General features: G+C 39.2%; 24 protein-coding genes, 2 tRNA genes and 1 pseudogene. 13 read left to right on the forward strand and 14 right to left on the reverse strand.

Going from position 1 to position 19853, the window contains the following annotated elements; genetic code table 11:
• Positions 1 to 285: 285 nt before the first annotated feature.
• Both NI470_RS09615 and NI470_RS09620 read left to right on the forward strand, forming a co-directional pair.
• Entirely contained in the window at positions 286 to 1608 is a 1323-nt protein-coding gene (locus NI470_RS09615; protein WP_004732645.1) for a GGDEF domain-containing protein, read from the forward strand.
• A 189-nt stretch (positions 1609 to 1797) separates the two neighbouring features.
• The gene (locus NI470_RS09620; RefSeq protein ID WP_253148279.1) at positions 1798 to 3021 is read left to right on the forward strand and encodes a GGDEF domain-containing protein; all 1224 of its coding nucleotides are present in this window, start codon (positions 1798 to 1800) and stop codon (positions 3019 to 3021) included.
• Positions 3022 to 3158: 137 nt separating this feature from the next.
• Here NI470_RS09620 and guaA read toward each other — a convergent pair whose 3' ends face one another.
• Positions 3159 to 4727: a glutamine-hydrolyzing GMP synthase gene (gene guaA, locus NI470_RS09625; protein WP_004732651.1), complete on the reverse strand. Its 1569-nt coding sequence runs from the start codon at positions 4725 to 4727 to the stop codon at positions 3159 to 3161.
• A gap of 344 nt (positions 4728 to 5071) precedes the next feature.
• On the opposite strand from guaA, the gene NI470_RS09630 reads away from it, so the two are divergent.
• Positions 5072 to 5710 (forward strand): DedA family protein, encoded by a 639-nt coding sequence (locus NI470_RS09630; RefSeq protein ID WP_004644839.1) that lies wholly within the window; start codon positions 5072 to 5074, stop codon positions 5708 to 5710.
• A gap of 38 nt (positions 5711 to 5748) precedes the next feature.
• On the opposite strand, the gene NI470_RS09635 is transcribed toward NI470_RS09630, so the two are convergent.
• From NI470_RS09635 to NI470_RS09655, 5 genes are all read right to left on the reverse strand, one after another.
• Positions 5749 to 6342 (reverse strand): hypothetical protein, encoded by a 594-nt coding sequence (locus tag NI470_RS09635; RefSeq protein ID WP_016806914.1) that lies wholly within the window; start codon positions 6340 to 6342, stop codon positions 5749 to 5751.
• 198 nt (positions 6343 to 6540) lie between these two features.
• On the reverse strand, positions 6541 to 6933 hold the full coding sequence (locus NI470_RS09640) for a hypothetical protein (RefSeq protein ID WP_004732655.1): 393 nt from the start codon (positions 6931 to 6933) through the stop codon (positions 6541 to 6543).
• 13 nt (positions 6934 to 6946) lie between these two features.
• A complete protein-coding gene (locus tag NI470_RS09645; protein ID WP_005264624.1) occupies positions 6947 to 7783 on the reverse strand; it encodes a ParA family protein in 837 nt (278 codons plus the stop codon).
• Positions 7784 to 7878: 95 nt separating this feature from the next.
• Complete coding sequence (locus NI470_RS09650; protein ID WP_005264623.1) at positions 7879 to 8271, reverse strand: SirB2 family protein; 393 nt, start codon at positions 8269 to 8271, stop codon at positions 7879 to 7881.
• 9 nt (positions 8272 to 8280) lie between these two features.
• Positions 8281 to 8589 (reverse strand): BolA family protein, encoded by a 309-nt coding sequence (locus NI470_RS09655; RefSeq protein ID WP_004280957.1) that lies wholly within the window; start codon positions 8587 to 8589, stop codon positions 8281 to 8283.
• Positions 8590 to 8822: 233 nt separating this feature from the next.
• On the opposite strand from NI470_RS09655, the gene NI470_RS09660 reads away from it, so the two are divergent.
• Positions 8823 to 8895, forward strand: a tRNA-Gly gene (locus NI470_RS09660).
• A 48-nt stretch (positions 8896 to 8943) separates the two neighbouring features.
• A tRNA-Gly gene (locus tag NI470_RS09665) sits at positions 8944 to 9019 on the forward strand.
• Between the two features lie 325 nt (positions 9020 to 9344).
• On the opposite strand, the gene NI470_RS09670 is transcribed toward NI470_RS09665, so the two are convergent.
• Positions 9345 to 9572, reverse strand: a complete 228-nt coding sequence (locus tag NI470_RS09670; RefSeq protein ID WP_017482406.1) for a helix-turn-helix domain-containing protein — start codon at positions 9570 to 9572, stop codon at positions 9345 to 9347.
• Between the two features lie 115 nt (positions 9573 to 9687).
• Here NI470_RS09670 and NI470_RS09675 point away from each other — a divergent pair, with 115 nt between their 5' ends.
• The 5 genes from NI470_RS09675 (at position 9688) to NI470_RS09695 (ending at position 12773) form a co-directional block, all read left to right on the forward strand.
• Positions 9688 to 9897 (forward strand): hypothetical protein, encoded by a 210-nt coding sequence (locus NI470_RS09675; protein WP_000122748.1) that lies wholly within the window; start codon positions 9688 to 9690, stop codon positions 9895 to 9897.
• A gap of 19 nt (positions 9898 to 9916) precedes the next feature.
• The gene (locus NI470_RS09680; protein ID WP_017482405.1) at positions 9917 to 11098 is read left to right on the forward strand and encodes a site-specific integrase; all 1182 of its coding nucleotides are present in this window, start codon (positions 9917 to 9919) and stop codon (positions 11096 to 11098) included.
• Positions 11091 to 11339 carry a hypothetical protein gene (locus NI470_RS09685; RefSeq protein WP_017482404.1) on the forward strand — a complete coding sequence of 83 codons (249 nt, stop codon included), beginning with the start codon at positions 11091 to 11093 and terminating at the stop codon, positions 11337 to 11339. The genes NI470_RS09680 and NI470_RS09685 overlap by 8 nt, the downstream gene beginning before the upstream one ends.
• Before the next feature lie 68 nt (positions 11340 to 11407).
• The gene (locus tag NI470_RS09690; protein ID WP_253148280.1) at positions 11408 to 12010 is read left to right on the forward strand and encodes a DUF1376 domain-containing protein; all 603 of its coding nucleotides are present in this window, start codon (positions 11408 to 11410) and stop codon (positions 12008 to 12010) included.
• A gap of 10 nt (positions 12011 to 12020) precedes the next feature.
• Entirely contained in the window at positions 12021 to 12773 is a 753-nt protein-coding gene (locus tag NI470_RS09695; RefSeq protein ID WP_114392541.1) for an ATP-binding protein, read from the forward strand.
• A 39-nt stretch (positions 12774 to 12812) separates the two neighbouring features.
• On the opposite strand, the gene NI470_RS09700 is transcribed toward NI470_RS09695, so the two are convergent.
• Both NI470_RS09700 and NI470_RS09705 read right to left on the reverse strand, forming a co-directional pair.
• Complete coding sequence (locus tag NI470_RS09700) at positions 12813 to 12977, reverse strand: hypothetical protein (protein WP_171488352.1); 165 nt, start codon at positions 12975 to 12977, stop codon at positions 12813 to 12815.
• A gap of 146 nt (positions 12978 to 13123) precedes the next feature.
• Positions 13124 to 13426, reverse strand: coding sequence for an IS30 family transposase (locus tag NI470_RS09705; RefSeq protein ID WP_252513929.1), 303 nt, complete (start codon positions 13424 to 13426; stop codon positions 13124 to 13126).
• Between the two features lie 305 nt (positions 13427 to 13731).
• Here NI470_RS09705 and NI470_RS09710 point away from each other — a divergent pair, with 305 nt between their 5' ends.
• From NI470_RS09710 to NI470_RS09720, 3 genes and pseudogenes are all read left to right on the forward strand, one after another.
• Entirely contained in the window at positions 13732 to 14166 is a 435-nt protein-coding gene (locus NI470_RS09710; protein ID WP_148334846.1) for a hypothetical protein, read from the forward strand.
• Positions 14163 to 14354: pseudogene (locus tag NI470_RS09715) on the forward strand (ATP-binding protein); the annotation flags it as partial. The gene NI470_RS09710 and the pseudogene NI470_RS09715, both read left to right, overlap by 4 nt.
• Positions 14355 to 14626: 272 nt before the next feature.
• The gene (locus NI470_RS09720; RefSeq protein ID WP_253148281.1) at positions 14627 to 15157 is read left to right on the forward strand and encodes a hypothetical protein; all 531 of its coding nucleotides are present in this window, start codon (positions 14627 to 14629) and stop codon (positions 15155 to 15157) included.
• 462 nt (positions 15158 to 15619) lie between these two features.
• Here the strand turns inward: NI470_RS09720 and NI470_RS09725 are convergent, their stop codons facing one another.
• The 5 genes from NI470_RS09725 to NI470_RS09745 form a co-directional block, all read right to left on the reverse strand.
• Positions 15620 to 16099 (reverse strand): hypothetical protein, encoded by a 480-nt coding sequence (locus tag NI470_RS09725; RefSeq protein ID WP_253148282.1) that lies wholly within the window; start codon positions 16097 to 16099, stop codon positions 15620 to 15622.
• A 448-nt stretch (positions 16100 to 16547) separates the two neighbouring features.
• Positions 16548 to 17129: a TerD family protein gene (locus NI470_RS09730; RefSeq protein ID WP_104795323.1), complete on the reverse strand. Its 582-nt coding sequence runs from the start codon at positions 17127 to 17129 to the stop codon at positions 16548 to 16550.
• 12 nt (positions 17130 to 17141) lie between these two features.
• Entirely contained in the window at positions 17142 to 17861 is a 720-nt protein-coding gene (locus tag NI470_RS09735) for a TIGR00266 family protein (RefSeq protein ID WP_148334850.1), read from the reverse strand.
• Between the two features lie 9 nt (positions 17862 to 17870).
• Complete coding sequence (locus NI470_RS09740; RefSeq protein WP_253148283.1) at positions 17871 to 19157, reverse strand: VWA domain-containing protein; 1287 nt, start codon at positions 19155 to 19157, stop codon at positions 17871 to 17873.
• Positions 19158 to 19254: 97 nt separating this feature from the next.
• A complete protein-coding gene (locus NI470_RS09745) occupies positions 19255 to 19833 on the reverse strand; it encodes a TerD family protein (RefSeq protein ID WP_148334852.1) in 579 nt (192 codons plus the stop codon).
• Positions 19834 to 19853: the final 20 nt, after the last annotated feature.

Consider the following 19853-nt stretch of genomic DNA (forward strand, 5'->3'; position numbering starts at 1 on the left):
TTAGCAACACAATTATGATTTAGGCACATGGCGTTATGAGTTTAAATAAACTGAAGCCCCAAGAATATCATTCATCCATGTTTCACGTGAAACGAATCAACAACATCCAAAGACCCCCATGAATAAGACGATTATTCATGTATTTCAATCATTTTCAATTTTACAAAACACAAATTTTGTTACGTTTTAGCTTTAAAAACTTCCCGGATACCCAATTTTTGGGAGGTTATTTTTTACTCAATCACGGCATAATAGGCACCTATAAAAATAATACTGGACCAGGACATGTCTGCTCAGAATGAGAATATATATTCAACGGCGAATGTATCTTTTCAAAATTCGACGACCGATAAATCACTGAAATTATCTGAATGTGATCTGCAGAACCGTCAGCTGATTGAACAGGCGCTGACAGATCCTCATGCCCGTATTCCTGCCCCGTTTCAGCAGTATTTTCATGATTATGTTTATACGCATAGTCATCATAACTTGCGTCAAATTAACTATCTGGCACAAATTGCCTTTTTACTGTATTTCTTTGCCGATATTCTGATTATTCCAGACATGTTTTTTATTTCTGGTCTGATGCGCGTCGTTCTGGTTCTGGGCGCGATGTTTTGCTGTTATTACCTGTTTAAAAAACATAAAAATATTCAGATTCTGGACAGAATCTTGCCGATAGGCACCACTGTAGCTGCAGCGGCCTGGATTGGCTTACTCGCGCTTTCAACCAGTCCCCATGTTGCCACCTATATTTATGCCTCTGCGATCTTTATTCTCATCGCCAATCTCTGTGTGCAGACCCAGTTTAAAGTCGCAGTCTATTGCTCCATCTTGATTGCCCTATTTATCATGCTTGGGATATCCCAGTTCATGAGTGCTTCTCAAGCCTTTATTTTTAGTGTGGTCTTTAGTCCACTCTGGTTTTTTAGCATTTATATTAACTGGAATAATATTCTGAATATACGGCGTTCTTTTCTGCGCTCCCTACTTGATGAATGGAACTATCAAACCTTAAAGAATCTGGCACATACCGATGATTTGACCCAGCTCTACAACCGTCGCCATTTTGTCGATATGGCTGAACGCTCTATTCATCAATGGCCTAAACATGCCAGTAGCTGCCTGCTGATGTTTGATGTGGATCATTTTAAAAATATTAATGATAGCTATGGGCATGATGTTGGTGATCGGGTACTACAACTGATTGCTGAAGTGACCCGTAAAGAAATGCGGCATAGCGATGTACTGGCACGTTTTGGTGGGGAGGAATTTATTGCCCTCCTAGAAGATACTCAGCTGCAAGACAGCTGGGTGATTGCAGAACGAATTCGTTGTGCAATTCAAAAGCAGTACATTTATGTCGAACCCAATCATGCCATCCGGTTCACCATTTCGATCGGTGTAGCAGAACTGGAATCCCATACCCAGACTCTGGAAGATCTGATCAAACAGGCCGATATTGCCTTGTATCAGGCCAAGAAGTCTGGCCGAAACCGGATTGAAGTCTATCATCCGGATATGCTGAATAAGCCCAAGCCAGCAACAGAAAATCCCTGGAATGTATTTAAGCCAGGCACTCAACCAGCTCAGTCAACAGCGAATTAAAGCTGAATTATTAGTCTGTTCTTAAGCTAGGATGATCCTTAGAATGCATTAATCGGGGATTTCATTTTATAAAATAAATTTGACTCTTCCACTTTTAAAATATCAAACAAAAGAATAGAATATTTTTTATACAACTATATATAAATTTCATCTTATTCATTTTTATATATTTTAATTTGGGAAGGCTGCATGCCGCATGATAACGAAAAAGAATCACGTACTCTGATTCAAGAGGCTCTTCAAGATCCACTTGTTCGTATTCCTTCGCCTTTAAAACCAACCGACTATGCTCATCAGAAAAAAAACACTTTAAAATACTTATTACAGGTCAATTTATTCGCACAGCTGGCATATGCCTCTTATACCCTCGCCGATATTCTGGTGCTGCATGATATTCTCAATTTGCTCATTTTGACCAAAATTAGCTATACCATTCTGATCGTACTGATCACGATCTGGATGTATCACTCTTACCGCAATTTACCTGTGTTTGATTTACTCTTACCTACCCCAATTATTGGCGCAAGTGCCATCTGGTTTTTTAATCTAAATCAGTCTGAAAGTGCTTATACCCTCATTTATCAATATGCCTCCTTGGTTTTTATTGTGTTGGCCAATTTATGTGTGCAGATCCGGTTCTGGCCGTCTTTGATTACTTCGAGTCTGATTACTTTGATGATTTACATCGGTGTATATTTCAATACTCGATCTGACCTGTACCAGATGTTTTTATTTTCCCTGATTTATCTGCCAGTATTGACCTTCAGTCTATATATTAGCTGGAGCTCGACCTTAAAATCACGCATGGTATTTTTGCAGCATACCCTGAATGAATATAATCGGCAGGCCTTTGAAAATATGGCTCATACCGACTCACTCACTGGCCTGAATAACCGTCGCTGTTTTGAATATCTCGCGCAACAACTGGTACAACAGAATTTTGATCAACCGGTGCCTATGAGTTTACTGGTCTTTGATGTCGATCATTTTAAGCAGATTAATGATCGTTATGGTCATGATATCGGAGATCAGGTCTTACAGACGATTGCTCTAAATACACACAGCGAAATGCGGCAGCATGATATTTTGGCACGCTATGGCGGTGAGGAATTTATTGCATTTTTACCTGAAACCTCTCTGGATGAAGCGCTAAAAGTTGCCGAGCGTTTAAGGCATAAAATTGAAAATATTGTGATCGATCTGGACAGCCAACATCGTTTCAGTTTTAGCATTTCGATTGGTGCTGCCATTCTGGAAAGCTGTGAAACGGATTTGATGACCCTAATTAAGCAAGCCGATATTGCCTTATATCAGGCTAAAGCCAATGGCCGGAATCGGGTTGAAGCTTATGATCCGGATCTGGAGCAAAGTTTAGCTGGAGAGATGCAAAACTGGCAGGTTAAACCGGCATAAGCATCTTTTCCGAAAAGCATAAAAAGAGCGCCGAAGCGCTCTTTTTTATTAGGTTATATCTGATAAATCAGATACTGCCGCGCGCATAGCGCTTGGCGTAATTTAGGCGGACAGCAGTGCTGTCCGAAACCCCTAAATTACTCCCATTCAATCGTTGCAGGTGGCTTAGACGATACGTCATAAGTCACACGAGAAACGTCAGCAATTTCATTCATGATACGCGTAGAGATTTTGTCTACAAGTTCATATGGAAGATGCGCGAAACGAGCTGTCATAAAGTCCACGGTTTCTACCGCACGCAGTGCAATCACCCATGCATAACGACGGCCATCACCCACAACACCCACAGATTTTACTGGCTGGAATACTGCAAATGCTTGAGCAGTCTTGTCATACCAGCCGCTGTCACGTAGTTCCTGCATGAAGATGTCATCTGCAAGACGTAAAATGTCTGCATATTCTTTTTTCACTTCACCTAAGATACGCACACCTAGACCCGGACCTGGGAATGGATGACGATAGATCATGCTGTGCGGCAAACCTAAAGTCGTACCCAATTTACGTACTTCATCTTTAAATAAGTCACGTAATGGTTCAACCAGTTCAAACGCTAGATCTGCTGGTAAACCACCCACATTATGGTGTGATTTAATCACATGTGCCTTGCCCTGCTTGCTTGCAGCAGATTCAATTACGTCTGGATAAATCGTACCTTGTGCAAGGAATTTTACGCCATCTAATTTACGTGCTTCTTCAGCGAAGACAGCAATAAATTCACGGCCAATAATTTTACGTTTTGCTTCAGGATCAACTTCACCCGCAAGCGCAGTCAAGAAACGCTCTTCAGCAGCAGCACGAATAACACGGATACCCATGTTGTCAGCAAACATTTGCATCACTTGATCGCCTTCGTTCAAACGAAGCAAACCGTTGTCTACAAATACACAGGTCAGCTGATCACCGATCGCTTTATGCAACAGCGCTGCCACTACAGATGAATCCACACCACCAGAAAGACCCAGTAATACTTTTTCATCACCAATCTGTTGGCGAAGCTGTTCTACACGTAGATCAATAATGTGTTCTGGCGTCCACAGACCGCGACAACCACAAATTTGATGAACGAAGTTCGCCAGTAATTCTGCGCCTTTAGACGTATGTGTCACTTCAGGATGGAACTGAATACCATAGAAACGGCGAGTTTCGTCAGAAACCATAGCAATTGGACAGCTAGGCGTTTGTGCAGTGATCTGGAAGCCTTCTGGAATACGGGCAACCTTGTCACCATGGCTCATCCAGACATGCAGCTGGTTTTCACGGTCCTGTAAATTACCGATCAGCTTGTCACGTACGACAATATCTACTTCTGCATAGCCAAACTCATGTACATGACCTGGCTCAACTTTACCGCCAAGCTGTTCGCACATGGTTTGCAGGCCATAACAAATACCCAATACCGGCACACCCAGCTCAAATACCACTTGCGGCGCACGCGGGCTGCCCTCAAGGTGAACACTCTCAGGTCCACCAGACAAGATGATACCGTTTGGATTAAATGCACGAATGTCTTCTTCAGACATATCATAGGCATACATTTCAGAATATACACCAGCTTCACGGACACGACGTGCGATGAGCTGACTATATTGAGAACCGAAATCCAGAATCAGGATACGATCTTCAGTAATTTGAGTATTGGTAGTCATGACGAACAACTATGAAAGGCAAACGAAAGATAAGCGCCGTATTCTAACATTTTTCAGCGCATTAAGCACACAATTCGCATTAGGTATACATTTAGTTGATTGCATTATATTTCTAGCACAACAAAGCGTCCCTTCGGATGCCTTGTTTGGTCTGTCATTTTTATATTTTTAAGCTCAAGATTTAATCCAACTAAGCATGTTTTTATAAAAATCTGAAGATAATATGTAAGAGAAATTTTTGCTCAATTGAAGATGGATGGAGCGTTAATTATTTTACTTTCTGGTACTGACTTTCATGCCCCGGGCTGTTAGGATTTGACCACACTTTTGCTTGTACTGGGCTCATGGAACTGATTGATTTTATCTTGCATGTTGATGATCACTTGCTTGAATTTATCACCAATTACGGGATCTGGATTTATGCCATTCTTTTCCTGATTATCTTTGTAGAAACAGGTCTGGTGGTCATGCCGTTCCTGCCTGGCGACAGCTTGCTATTTGCAGCAGGTGCACTGGCAGCCTCTACTGGTGCAATGGATCCATGGGTGCTGATTCCACTCTTGTTTGTTGCGGCAGTTCTGGGTGACACCCTGAATTATCATATTGGTAAATATATTGGTCCTCGGGTTTTCGAGATTGAATCGCGCTTCATCAATAAAAAACACTTATTGGCGACCCAGCAATTCTTTGCCAGACATGGTGGTAAGACCATTATTTTTGCGCGTTTTGTTCCTTTTGCCCGTACCTTTGCACCCTTCGTTGCCGGTGCTGGCAGCATGAATTACAAATATTTCCTGACCTATAATGTAGTAGGTGCATTTGCCTGGATTAGCTCATTTGTCATTTTGGGCTATATGTTTGGCAATATGCCGATCGTCAAAGACAACTTCACCTATCTAATTTTTGGCATCATTATTTTAAGTGTATTGCCAGGTGTGATTGGCTTTATTCAACAAAAGCTCAAAAAAAGTAAAACAGCTTAAGAACTCTTTACATTAAGATTCTTTTACAGCCTGTGCGTTTAATCCCAGAGCTTGATCAAGAGCGGGATGAGACAAAGCAGGACAAATAGAGCCGCGCCTTTATAAATGAGGCCGGCTTTTATTTTTTCAGATGGACTGGTCAATATGGCCTGACCAAAGACCATCCAGAAAATCCCGACCGGAACGGTACTCAAGCTAAAGGCAGCAAAAACCAGAACGAAGTTGGTCGGGCTTTGCCAGGTTTCCATCGGTAAAATTCCAGAGGCCAACAATGCTGCTTTAGGATTTTTTAGGGTAGTTGTAAACATTTGCCAGGGGCGAATCTGCGGATGGTTCTTGCTGTAGCGTTCTAACTGCTGGGCCTTATATAAATGCAAGGTCATCCAGCCCACACAGATGGTACTCAGCACATAGACCAAGCCTTTAAAATTTGGCCAGATCGGTGACGCCAGATGAATCACCAAGGCCCATACATTAATGGCATAAAAATAGCCGAGCAAAATGGCAGGAAGATAGAGACTGGTTTTGGCCTGCCCCTGCTGATGAGCAGAACTGGCCACCAAGGCATTGGCGGGCCCTGGAACCATCATTACAGCAATGAGTCCTAAAACAAATAACCAATTTTCAATCATCGCAATGAACTTTTCCGGGCCAAGGTTGTAGCTTAATCAATATGAGAGTGTGATAACAAGCTTATAAATTTCAGATTTATATACAGTCTGGTCAATTTCCTGTGAGTTTTATCTTAATGTAAACCGCCCTATTCTTGGTGAAAGCAATAAAAAAATGCCGACCCGAAGTCAGCATTCATCCGTTTAATGTTGAATGATTTATTTAGGCGTCGCCTGCCGAACGATGATCGAACAGTTCTTATAACGCGCGGCCTGTACAATCGCTTCCTGCTCGCCTAAAAGCCGTGCCAGTTCGGTTCTTTTGGTATCGGATGACTGTCCCATATTGACTGAAACACTCGGGCCAATACCCCATCCACCGCGACTACCCCAACCACCGCCAAGACCAACGCCCACACCGACGCCAGCACGTTTCGGTGGTTCAACGCCATTGTCGATATACTGCTGAATACGATTATATTCACCCTGTAATTGCGAACAACCCAAAGTCTGATAGAGGGTGGGCGACACATAAGTCGGTTTTACCGGCGTTGCACAGGCACTCAGTAATGCCAGTGCAGCAATACTCAGGCTTACTTTCACAAGTTTCATAGCTAACTCGATCTTAATTCTGCTCTATCTCATTGAACAACGATTGATAGGCCTGAGTCAATTTATGATCAGTAGCCAAATGAATCAAAGGCTGATTTTTCTGATGAGATTCTTTCATCAAGATCGAGGGTGGCAACATACTGTCGAGGACCGGTAAGCCTTCATCTTTGAGCTGTTGTACCACTTCACGCGGTAATTTGGCCTGTGCCTGAAACTGGTTCACGACAATCCCTTCGATTTCCAGCCCTTCATTATGGTCATCCTGGGTTTCAATGACATTTTCAATCAGGGTCTGTAGGGCACGTTTAGAAAATACATCACAGTCAAATGGAATCAGCACGCGGTTTGCCGCAATGAGTGCAGAAAGGGTAAAGAAATTAAACGCAGGTGGTGTATCAATAAACACCCGGTCATAATGTCCTGATAGCTGTTGTAAAGCATCTCTTAACTTGTAGATCTTGTGCTTGGACTCCAGTGCATGGGTCAATGCACCCAGCGTTGGACTGGCCGGAATAACATCCAGATGTTTAAAAGAGGATTGATGCACATAGCTTTCCAGGCCTTTACTTCGGCTTTTTAAGATCGAGCCAATGGCATTGCCGAGCAGGCCCTTGCTTTGCTGATTGCCGAGTACATCTTCAAAATAGTTTTCGATATTCGGTTCAAGTGCCGGCTTGTCGCTGGAATACGTCGCATCATCGCCTAACACATACTGGCTAGAATTGGCCTGCGGATCCAGGTCAATCAATAATGTTTTTAAGCCCTGATGTGCACTGATCGCTGCCAGATTGACAGTAATACTGGATTTGCCTACCCCACCCTTTTGATTAAATACCACACGTGTACGCATGTCCCCTCCTCACATTTTTAATTACTTTTACCACATTTGTATTTTTTAATTATTTGCATGGGCTGGCTGTGCTGATCATCACAGCCAGCTTGCTTTTAGCCAAAATTCGGCTTGATCATCACCAAAGCCAGAATAGACACCAATGAAATCACAGCAATAACCAGGCCAGCACGACGCTGCGACAGCAAGATCGAATCATCTTTCTTATAGGCTTTGCCTAGAGAGGACACCAGTACCAAAAATAAAATAACTTTGGCATAGAACCAGGGCTGTACATCAAAGTCTTTGATGACGAGCGACACAATACCGGTCAGTGCAATCACCGTGATGGCTAAATGCTGTAAAGCGACTAGCGCTGTACGTGCCACCGGATTAGGTAAATTCCCTTGTGTACCGACAAACAAGGTCAAGGCACGGGCAAGAATGGCGACAATGGCCAGTCCTGCTGCCGACATATGAATAATCTTGACTAAAAGTTGGGTTTCCATCATGTCCTCTTAGTTTTTAGGTGCGTGTGCACAAGCAGGACTGGTCGTATCCTGACCTGCCCACTCTTCAGGCAAAAATGCATGAATAGCCAGTGCATGAATCTTGTCTTTTGACAGCAGATCACCTGCAGCAGCATAAACTTTCTGATGACGCTGGACTGGACGTAAACCGGCAAAAGCCTGACTCACAATCACGGTTTTAAAATGCGATTCTTTTCCCGGAAAATAACCGCCATGACCCGAAGATTCATTCACCACTTCCAAATGGGTTGGGGATAATTGCGCCAAACGGTCTTTCAGTTGTTGTTCTAAACTCATGGTCTGACTCCAATCTTCAAAAATATGGTCTCAGTATACCTTGTTCTGCCGAGTATTTCGGTAATCTGTTCAGATGCAATCCGTTGATTGTGGCGAAAATTTATTGATTTTTATATGAATATTGGTTATTTATTGTCTGGTCTACAGCATTTTGCTTTTATTTTATTCAATTGATACAAGATTTTTAACAAAGGTGTTGACCACATTTTTGCATGCTGTATTATACACGGCATGCGGGAATAGCTCAGTTGGTAGAGCATAACCTTGCCAAGGTTGGGGTCGGGAGTTCGAGTCTCCTTTCCCGCTCAAAATTTTTTCATTTAGTTTTTTCATTTAAAAAACTTTATAGACTCCGCGGGAATAGCTCAGTTGGTAGAGCATAACCTTGCCAAGGTTGGGGTCGGGAGTTCGAGTCTCCTTTCCCGCTCCAGATTCAAAAAGCCCTCATCGAAAGATGGGGGCTTTTTTATTGTTGATTTTATTATATTTTTTGAAAATTCCCCTTCTTTTGTTATTCGATTCAATAAAAAATATTCTTAATGTAATTTGTATTTTGTGACCAAGATGTGACCATGGCGTGCCCACGACAATAAAAATGGTCTCAATTGACCTTAAATGTCCTCAATCGATCACCACTTTCAGAGCTTTTTTGAAGGCAAAAAATCACCCTGTTCTCTTCCAAACAAGGTGTTTTTTACCAAATGATCAATAATTTGTGACCATTTCACTTTTTGATGTGACCATTTGTGACCAAACTACTCACTAACAGGTTGTTCTTTATTATCTTTTTCAAAAACAAATAAATCTCCCACCTGTACATCTAAATAATCGCAAATACGATCGATAGTCTCCAAATCAATTCGAGTCAATTCGCCATTATAAAGCTTATGCAAAGTTGTTTTATTAATGCCTGTACCACGAATTAAGTCAGCTACACGCATTTTTCTTTCAGCCAACAATATTGGTAGCTTACAAATAACCATTAATTTTTCCTCTAATACAATGAAAATTTAATTGCATTTAATTAAATTTGAGGTTATTTTAGGTCTAAGGATGAAAAATTACTTACATCCGATGAATTACGCCAGGAATACAATTATGTCATATACCTATCTCACAGCCCAGCAACTGGCTGAAAAAATCCAGTACGACGCTCGTACCATTCGCAACCAGCTGAAGGACAGTGTCTTTATTGAAGGTGTTCACTACATCCGTCCTTTTGGTGGTCGAAAAATTCTTTTTGTTTGGGAACGCATTGAAACTGAAATGCTTAAATTCACCGGTTTAAGCATGGATGCCTTGCAATAAGGCTTAGGAGGTTTAACTGATGGCTACCATCCGGGAACGAAGTGGCAAACTGATTGCCGACTTTCGCTACATGGGCATTCGTTGTAGAGAGACAACTAATCTTGAAGACAATGCTTATAACCGACGCATTTTGAAAAAACGTCTCGAACAGCTTGAAGCTGAAATTACTTTGGGAACTTTTGAATACGAAAAGTACTTTCCAAAAAGTAACCGTGTTGAAGAGTTTAAGGAAAAAAGAAGTCAGCAAATTGCTGTACAAACCAAAGTACCTCTTTTTAAAGAGTTTACTGCACTATGGTTTAAACAGAAACAGATCGAGTGGAGAACATCCTATCAACACAAGGTTTCAATTATTATCAAAAATTATTTGATTCCTGCTTTTGGTAATCAGGTTCTCTCAAAAATCAAGAAGTCAGACTTGCTGAACTTCCGTGCTTCCCTCGCCAAAGTGACTCACGGAAAAGATCAGACAAGTCTGAAAGCATCGAGAATCAATCAAATCATGACGCCTTTACGTATGATACTCAATGATGCGGCTGAACGATACGAGTTTGAGTCGCCTTATAAAAATATTAACAATCTGAAGGAAAGCAAGATTGAAGTCACACCTTTTTCTCTGGAAGAGGTGCATAAAATTCTTACCACAGTGCGTGAAGACTTCCGCCCCTATTACACCATTCGCTTTTTTACGGGTATGCGTACCAGTGAAATCGATGGTCTGCAATGGAAAAATATCGACTTACAACGTCGTGAAATCCATATCAGAGAAGCGTTAGTGAATGGTGTGCTTGGTGGAACCAAAACTTATGGTTCTGACCGCACGATCCAGATGAATGACCGCGTTTACCAAGCCTTTCTCCAACAGAAAAGCTTAAATAATGGCAAATCAGAGTTTGTTTTCTGTAATCGTGATGGTGGACCTCTCGATTATCGTTTGGTGAATAAACGTGTCTGGCATCCGATCTTGCGCTTTCTAGAATTGAAGCCTAGAAGAGCCTATCAAACACGTCATACAGCAGCAACTCTTTGGCTGTCGGCAGGAGAAAATCCGGAATGGATCGCACGTCAATTGGGACATTCAACAACTGAAATGCTATTCCGGGTCTATAGCCGTTACATCCCCAATGTTACGCGCCGCGATGGCAGTGCATTTGAAGCCATGCTGGAAAAACTAAATACAGAGGAGCTTGCACATGAATAGTAAAGCTTTCTTTGGTGGTGTGGTCGTCAGCCCTGAAGCAGATATGGTCGCTCGTGAATTAATCCATGAGCTACACATTCCCAAACTGCACAATCTGGCCTTTTTCTTGGAAATCAATAAATGCTTCGATGATCACCAAGCATTGAGACTCTGGTTACAGCGAATGCTGGATGAAGGGCAAGCCCATTACGATGACTTGGCCCAACAGGCCCGTCTCCGGTTAATGAGCTTAGCTCCCTGATCAAATAAATATACAAGGTCATCCAATCGATGACCTTAGCCCCTTTATACCTATAAAAAGGTGAACACATGCATAAAGATATTTCAATTTGGATGCCACTCTATATTGGCGATCTACAAGCGAAATTTGCACGAATGACAGCAGAACAAATTGGTGCAGTACTGCTGTTAATGATGGATTTCTGGAAAAATGGTGCCATTCCTCATGACCTAGCTACTGTATGTAGCATCACAAAATTATCGCAACATACCAAGGCTAAAACTTTGTTGAATACGCTAATAGCCCTGGAATTGTTTGAAGTCGAATCTGAGCAGATTCATTCAAATTTTTTAACCAGTTTAAAAAGCCAAGCATTGCAAAATCAGCAAATGAAATCTGATAAAGCTAAAAATGCAGCTCAAGCACGTTGGGGGAAATCTGCAAGCAATGCTCAAGCATCAACCAAGCAACGCAAAGTAAATGCTCAAGCAACTCCTGAGAAGAGCCCGAGTATTACTCAAGTCATGCTTGAACCATGCCCTTCATCTTCATCTTCATCTTCATCTTCATCTTCATCTTCATCTTCATCTTCATCTTCATCTTCATCTTCATCGTCATCTTCATCTTCATCTTCATCTTCAAATTTTGAAGAAAAAAATGAGGATTTTTTAGAAAATTCAAAATGGATTTAGGAGAACAACCATGAACACCATGCTTAAAACGCTCCAAATTTGCGCAGAAGCAACAGAAACACTTTGCCCTACCCATCACCTACCCTTGATGGAAATTGCCGGTCACAGGCTCTGTAAATTGTGTGCCAAAGAAAAAGTCCATCACTCACATGCAGCGTATGAGAATGAACTGCAACAGCGATTGCTACAACAGAAAATTAAAAATTCAGGGCTCAATAAACGTTACCTGGATCGTGGCTTCAAGAATTATGTAGTTGCATGTCCTGCACAAGACAATGCCGTCAAACTATGTCAGGCTTTTGCACAGCAGATTATTTCTGACCACAACCCGAACATGTTGATGATTGGTACACCAGGTACAGGTAAAACCCATCTGAGTGCATCAATCATTCGCAACATTATGCATAACAGTACAAAATCTGCACGCTACTATACCAGTGCAGAAATTGCTCAAAAAATGATGGACACCTGGTCAGATGCTTCACGCTCTGAAAAGGAAGTTATCGACCATTTCTCCAGTTTTGATTTATTAGTGATTGATGAATATGGCCTGCATGACCGGCATGAAAAACGTCTAGAAATGGTACATAAGGTTTTATATAGCCGTTATGACAGTATGAAGTCGACTCTGCTAATTTCCAATTTCACAGTCCAAAGTATGCAGCGGGATTTAGGTGTCCGATTATGGTCACGATTACATGAGAACAATTTGATTGTAGTGCCATGTTATTGGGATGATAAGCGTTTCAATAACATTGATTAAATATCTTAAAAAGTTCAAATAAACCGCTTTTTTTATACCTTAGATTAGCATTTGAAGTGCAACACCATGTTGTTGCCATACTAACTGACTCGGACTTTTAAAGCCGAGTCTTTTTATAGGACGATGATTCAAACGTTGAGTGATTTGTGAGATATATTCATCTGTATAGATACTTAAATCACTGCCTTTTTTAATATATTGCATGATTAAGCCATTGGCATTCTCATTCGTGCCTCGTTCCCAGGCGCTATACGGATGATAATCCTCCCATAAATAACCGAAGTTAAAAGTAAAGGTTGAGCAGCATACTCATGCAGGCTGAATTCCTGGCCATTATCTGCGATAATCGTCTATAGCTGATCTTTGATCGGCTTAAGCAGGCTGATGATTGCTTGGCAAATTTCCTCAGCCTTTCGCGCGCTGCACTTCTTCAGCCATAAATAACCTGTATCCTGATCGACAATTGAAACCAAGGATTGTTGGTGATTTTTACCAACAATCGTGTCTATTCCCAGGTCCCCAAAGCGAGTTCTCTGCTCAATCTCAGCAGATCTGTGGTGAATGCTTTTGCGGTTTGTCAGCTGACCACGATTCTCAATAGAGCCATATTTTTTCTTTCTTTGCTTTCTGGAATGGAGGTTGTGGAAGAGCACACCACCTTTGCTTTTATCCTGCTGTATAAACCTGTATATCTTTGTGCAACAGAGCCGAATCTAAGTAAACAATTAATTGCCATATACTTAATTATGAGAATATGGATTAATATCTATAAGTGAATGCCGTGTTTCACTTGGTTTAAATCTTGATAAGCTACCTATCGCGTCATTGAACTGAAAAAAGTCTAGCTGAGTACCAATTTCTTTGTTGAATAGTACATATATCTGTCAATATATATACTACCTCTTCATACATAATGGAGGGTTATTTAACAACCAAATTATGAGAATTATGAGAAAAAATGAATATGAAATCTTTAAATAAAATCTTGCTTACATGTGTTCTAGTATCTCCAGTTACAGCTGTCTTTGCATATGATTCTCAAGAGGTAATTAACAGGGGGCATATGGAAACACAGCGTTTGGTAGAGCGACAAAGGCAGGATGCACAACGAGTTCAGGCGATTCAGGCTCAACGTAGAGATGAAAATCAGATGCGCGAAAGGGAAAATAAACGTCAAATGGAAAAATCAAGACAACAGGCTCTCAACCGCAAGCCAGTAACGGAAGCAGGAATGAAAAAAGGCTTAAAAGATCTTAGTGACTTGATTACTTCGGATCAAGCAAAAGATGTAATGACTTATATGAATAATTTAAAACCAGATCCTTATGAACAAATCCAAGAGGATCCTGTAAATATGGATGGTTTTTATTTCGATCCAAACCCACAGCGATAAACTCTTGGTCAGATACTTCAAGCTCTGAAAAATAATTAATCGACCAGTTTTTTAATTTTGACTTATTTGTGATTGATGAATATGGCCTGTGTGACCGGCATGAGAAACATTTTAAAATGATACATTAGGTTTTAGATAGCCGTTATAAAAACATGAAATCTACGCTGCTTATTTGCAATTTCACAGTTTAAAATATGTAGCGTAATTTAAATTTGGGGTTTTATTATGGTAGTGGCTATATGAAAAAAATTTGATGGTAATGCAGTTTTGTTTAGATAATAATACGGCTTAGTTAATTTAGTGCCTCGCCCTAAAGGGTTTCAGGCTATTTAATTCAAAATGAGTTAAGATACTCAGCTTTCATTCTCTTATAATTTTGATTTGATATACACATATTCAGAATCAAATGATATCAAGAATATCGAGTTGCTTTCCATTCCAATAATAGAGTAAATAAGATATGCATAAAGTTTTATTAATCTTAGCATCAACTTTTATATTAACTTCTTGTGCCAAAAAAGTAGATGATCCAGGTGTTCAGTTTGATGAAGATATTTACTCTAAAGTAGATACTAGTGATAGTAAACAAAATCCTAATTATCCCGAGCAACCTTTACCCAATACAGGTGACACAGATAACCCAGATTTAAATGGTATAGCACCTCTAGAAATTAAGGCTTCTTCTGGAGCTAATTATTGGGTAAAAATTGATGAAGCAAATACAAATCTGCATGTGGTTAGCTATTTTATTCGATCAGGAGAAACTCTAAATATTCAAATGCCTTTAGGAAGTTATACTATTAAATATGCAACTGGTCAAAAATGGTATGGTCCAGAATATTTATTTGGGAATGATACAGTCTATTCAAAAGCAGATAATGTATTTATTTTTGAGTCAAATGGATATGAAACTAATGGTTATACTCTAGAGTTAATTATGCAAGAAAATGGTAATTTACAGACTGAGAATATTGATAAAGGTCAATTCTAGATTATTTCAACTCTATATTTAAGTTAAGGTCTTTTATCAATTAGCTTAAAAAAGTTAACTGGCTCCCATTATCCTTTTATAACTTAATACTATAGATTAAGAATACGTTTAATGGGAACAGATTAAGGATCGATGAACTACACAAACGGGTGCTATTGAAGTAATCGACAAAGATACCAAATATTTGTAAAGGCTATACTTTACCGTTACTACTCAGGTAACTCGTGATAAAAATCACCAAAATATTTTATAATTTTATAGCAAATGATTCTTGCTTTAGCCATCACACTAAAATGAGCGTATGGCAGAGATTTAACCCAGCTTAAGCACTAGGTCAGTATACTACACGCTATGAAAAAATTTACTCAAATTTTTCTGTCATCAATCTAACCTGTTTCAATAATACAATTTTTTTTAATCGATGACACATCTTAAAAAACCTCAATTTTATATACAATCAAGCTAATAAAAATTATTATTAAATTTAAAAATCCATATTATCAATAAATATAAAATAACTCCTATTAAAACTAAACTCAATATATAACCAACAGTTCTTAAAATTATATAAGAGAATTTAAAGCCAACATATAAAGATAGCAAAAAAGCTATAATTAATATAATTTTTTCTATTAATGTATCTAAATTCCAATTAAATATATAAAGCAAAGGTAAGGCTAAAATTCCAAATACTACTAATATAGATACCCATATTAAAGCAGGAGTAGAAGCTTCATATTCTTCTGGAGTATTTTCTACTGTTCCTAATACATGATATCCACTGGGACTAATACTACATGTAGCACTAGAACTAGCATGATATAAATCACAATATATACACCTATTAGGACCTTCATCCACAACATGTGTACCTATAGGACTATGACGACATGCTCCACCTGCAGATACTTTCCAGCCATCACAATAACGACAATTCCCCATTTTTTCTCTTCTATAAAATTAAATTTTTATGTAATATATTGTATTACAATTAAAAACGAAATATTTCCACATTAAGAGGGTTCAATGAAATTATTACTTGGTGTTGTTTGGCTTCCTATTCGACTGATTATTGTGATGTGTGGTGGAAGACAAGTTCCAATTTTAAAAGGGTTGGTTGAAAAAATTGATTCAACTCTTAGATAAATCTTTGCATTACTGTTAGTAGTAAAAATAAAATAGTTAAATTACTCCTTATGAAGCGTAGTATTATACAAGCTTCTTATCGTTTGTTAATGACAATCATGATATACGCACCTAATTCATTGAACGCTTAATAAAATAACGATTATTTGTATATGGTAATATAACTTAGCTCTTTTTTATCTTCTAACAACTTGATAAATCAAATATTCGATTTATCAAGTCACTTTAATACCTTTAAAATACTTTATAAAATAGGTAAAATTGAAGGAACCATATCCTGAATTGTCTTTCCATTACAAGTTTCACCTAATGCTGACATTTTCCACGCACCATTGTGACGATAAACTTTAGCAATAATTAAAGCCGTGTAATTACCTTTTGCTGAAAGATTATATTTTGCAATTTCAACATTCGTTGTAGCATCTACAACACGACAAAAAGCATTTTCAACTTTTTCAAAAGTTTGACCACGGAAACTACTGATTGTAAATACAATTGATTTAACTTGGGCAGGGACTTTAGTCAGATCTACATGAATTGATTCATCATCGCCATCGCCATCACCAGTACGATTGTCACCAGAATGTTTGATACTGCCATCCCGGCTCTGTAGTTGACCGAACCAAATACTATCTAAGGCTTTGTTATTCTCATCAAACATGATTGCAGAGGCATCAAGATCGATCGAATCACCACCACTAAACATGCCAAAAAGGCCACCTTTTTTTGCGACATCCCAACCTGCACCAAGAAATATTTTAGTTAAAGATGAACCATCACCTTTCTCTAAAGAAATTTTTTGACCCTTTACTAAACTAATGCCCATTTATAATTTTCCTCAGTTTGAATTTGAATTGCTACGACCTAAAGCCGTAGCTAACCACTGTAAATAACTCGCACGATTACGTGAACATACAATGACTTTACCATGTCCACGGAACTTAATTACTAATCCTTCTCCACTCGTCAAGCTATTAACAATATTGCCAACAAAGCCACTACCTGAACTTGGAATGCCAATATTATAATTTAAGGATGCATCCCATGCCGCTACATGACCATTATCAATCGTTACTTCACCCTGCTCTGGTGTAATTTCTAGCTCAAGTAAAGTTCCACTTCCAGAAATACAAACTTTACCCTGCCCACTGGTTTCCATGACCACAAAACCTCCCGTGCCCCCAAACAATGCGCCGCCAATATTACTTTGGACTTTTGCTTTAATCATGGTATGTTCAGTCGCTGCAACAAAAGAGCCATCAGATAAAATATACTGTCGTTGACCAACCTCAAGAATCTGCATATCACCATCTAAATTCGGTGATAATAGACACTCTCCTGCCCCTTTAACGGCTTTAATTTGCTGTTGAAACAGAGACTCTCCAGAAGTGAATTTACGCATAAATGCTTGAAAAACTCCCCCACGTAATTTACCGCCAACTTCAAGATTCTGTTCAACCATCACCATGGCATCAGATTCACAATAGATTGCTTCACCTTGCTTCATACTGACATGTAAAAAGGGTTCTGGACTGCCTACAAGATTAAATTCTGCCATTACATTTACCTATCCTCTCACGATATTTTTATTTTTTGCTTCTGTTAACCATATCGGAAATTCTTGAAGTAAAAAGTCATACAGCATTGATTCAGACATACTTTCAATATTATCTATTTTAAAGAAATTACAATTGTCGACCACTCGCCCCTCCATGATATCTAATTTCTCTAATACACCGTAATTTCTGCCGCCTATACCTACAAATTGCCAAAATATGGGTTGTGATGATGCCTCTTGTAAAATCTTTTTAATTTTTCTAGCTTCAGACACACCGCCATCAGAAATAAATACAATATAGACAGGTACGTTTGATGGACTTTCTTTAATGAAATAATGCAATACTTCTTCAAGAACGGCAGGCTCATTATTATAGCCAGCTCCCGCATTCCATTTTTTATAGCCTCCTTGTTCTGAAGCTATATAGTTATTTAAATTCTCAAGATTCACATCAGTTAAATGAAGGGCTTTTTCTGCAAATGCCCAACACTCAAAGCTACCATCGTCATCAAAATTCAAAGCCAAAGGTATAATTCGGTCTAGAAGGTGTTGTACATCACCCGATTTATATTGTTGGCTCATTGAACCTGAATAATCTAACACCAGTGCTACTCGTGCTTTAATATTCAATAAATTACTTTTTTCTAAGCTTATCAGCGACTTTTTAGTTAAATCTAATAAATATGGTGCTGCCTGCTCAATTTTATCTAAAATCACTTTTTTCTTTAAATCAAGCTTGGACAGCGTTGGCATAGGTGGAGCAAGGTCTTCTGCAACCTCAGCACCAAAATGTCGAACCAAAGCATTTAAGCCACCATTAAAGCCTTGTCCAATCGCTGCCAAGCGCCATAAATCATTTTTAAAATAAAACTCGACCAACATCGCTGCTTTTTCTTGACTGAAATAGCTGGGGCTTAATGCATACGTTGCCACTACCTGTCCAGATGAGTTAAGCAATTCGATTTGAATCGCTTCCACGTCTCTTAAATTTTTTTGCTGATCACTGACCGCAGCACACAGTATAAATCGTGGCGTCTGTGCATGATTAATGTGTTTTAGATTGAAGTGAAAAAGATGCGCATTACGTTGTTGTTGATAGCGTACTTCTGCGGCAGGTGTCTGAGGCTGATTATAAAAAGTCATATAATCATCATTAAAAAGTGTATCGCCTACGCCTAAGCCAAAGCTTGAAACATCGATCTCAAATGTGGCGTTCATTTGAATCCGTAAAGTAAAGACATCACTTGTTTGAATAATTTGATTCAATGCTATTTTTTGACCAGAAATCAAGTGCATTTTTATTCTCTATTGTAGTACTTGAAAGTAATCCTATATCTATCACTTTCAAGTACTAAAAGATCACTCTTTTAGTACTTGTGTTACAACTAGTTGCTTAAACAGCAACACCATAACTAGCTGCTAAAGCACCTAAACCACCACTAAAGCCTTGACCTACTGCTTTGAATTTCCACTCACCACTGTGACGATATAATTCACCAAAAATCATTGCAACTTCAGTGCTACCATCTTCAGATAGGTCAAAACGAGCTAACTCTTCTGCATTAGCATCTTGGTTAATCACACGTATATATGCTTTATCAACCATACCGAAGTTTTGACTATTTTGCTGACCTTCATGAATAGTTACCGCAAATACAATTTTTGCCACTTCTTGAGGAACTTTAGACAAGTCTACTGAAATGGTTTCATCATCGCCATCGCCGTCGCCAGTACGGTTATCGCCATTATGAGTCACTGAACCACATGGTGAGACTTTCTGATTAAAGAAAATAAATTCGCCATCTAAACGAACTTTACCATCTTCACCCGTTAAGAAGGCAACAGCATCTAAATCGAATGCTTTACCATCCGTTGCGCGTGGATTCCAACCTAAACCCAAGTCGACTTTATTCATAGTCGGTGCAGTTTTAGAAAGGTTAATATTTCCACCTTTTGATAAATTAATAGCCATTTATTTGTTTCCTTATCAAA

The sequence above is a fragment of the Acinetobacter lwoffii genome, assembly GCF_024129115.1.
GTDB classification, from domain to species: Bacteria; Pseudomonadota; Gammaproteobacteria; order Pseudomonadales; family Moraxellaceae; genus Acinetobacter; species Acinetobacter lwoffii_T.